Annotated in this window: 1 protein-coding gene; it reads left to right on the top strand. The window is 51.5% G+C overall.

The window, feature by feature from the left end; all coding sequences use genetic code 11:
- Positions 1–400 (top strand): transposase (locus tag P7F28_RS09230; protein ID WP_277184204.1); only part of this gene is annotated, 400 nt, incomplete at its 5' end.
- Positions 401–1240 lie beyond the last annotated feature (840 nt).

Genomic DNA, 1240 nt, shown 5'->3' with positions numbered 1-1240 from the left:
CTGGATGGCTGCCACACGAGCCGACGCGTACGCCGCTTTCGACCGTTTCGTGTCGATCCATTCGGCGAAATATCCGAAGGCAACCGAGACGCTGAAAAAGGATCGCGAGAGCCTGTTGGCGTTCTACGACTTCCCCGCTGAGCACTGGCAGCATCTGCGGACGACCAACGCGATCGAGTCGACGTTCGCGACGGTACGTCATCGAACGACGCGTACGCGTAACTGCGTGTCGCGGCCTACCTTCCTCGGTCTGGCATTCAAGCTGATCGAGGAGGCGGAGAAAACCTGGCGCCGCATCAACGGACCGGAAAAGATCAAGCTGTTGCTCGAAGGCGTCCCCTTCAAGGACGGCGAACCGGTGCAAGACGATCGACCGGTTCAGCAGAAACTCGCCGCTTGAAATCGACCGTCACGATGCTGCTCATACACCACTCTTGACGTTAGCTCGACGCGCTCCTCAGCAACCCCTAGTAAGACGACGTTGGTCGATAGTAGGACAGTGGTCTCGTTAGCAGGCGCGTTTTCAGCCGCAGGGAGTTTGATTTCAGAAAGAAACGGATTGGAAATAGGAGCAGCCAGTACGGGGACCTACATGCAGCAAGGGTGCTGACAAATTAAGGCACAGAGGAAATGTAAATTCGTGCATGACCCTGCTCAACGGAGCGAGTTTGCGCATCGTTTCCGTTTCCCGCGTTGAAACTCACTTGGAGAAGCGGGAGTTGCGCAGACTTAAACACGTCATCCGTTTTTACCGCATCCTGCGCCATCAAATTCGAACAAAAACTGAACAAAATAGTAATTTAATTCTGATTCGGTATTTATTGCCTAGAATTTCGATAGGCAACCAGATCTTTTAATTCTTTCACTTTTGAAGGGTTGAATTGATGTAACGAAAGCAGTTAATGTGCGGAAAAGGTGAACCCGAGGGCCGTGACGTAGAAGCGAAAACGTTGCGCCAGCGTCCTTGCGGAGAGCTGTAAAGGCCAGCAAGGATTTCGAACCCGCGAGTTGTCGCGGGTTTTTTTTGCAAAGTCACCCGCTGAAGAAACGATGCCCATATCATCGCGATAAGTTAAGTGAGCTGATCGTTACATCGGGCGATGTCTCTATAGTCTATTTGTAGATGCCAAACAATTTGAAGCCGCATTCATCACAGAACCGCAACTTCTCAATCAAAACAATAGGCTTGGGCCGATCCATGATCTCTAGCCGATGTGGCATCGATCGCCCGTCTATTATT

This window comes from Caballeronia sp. BR00000012568055, assembly GCF_029439455.1.
GTDB lineage: Bacteria > Pseudomonadota > Gammaproteobacteria > Burkholderiales > Burkholderiaceae > Caballeronia.
The sequence above is the reverse complement of the archived record's forward strand: the minus strand, read 5'-3'. Positions and strand labels throughout refer to the sequence as shown.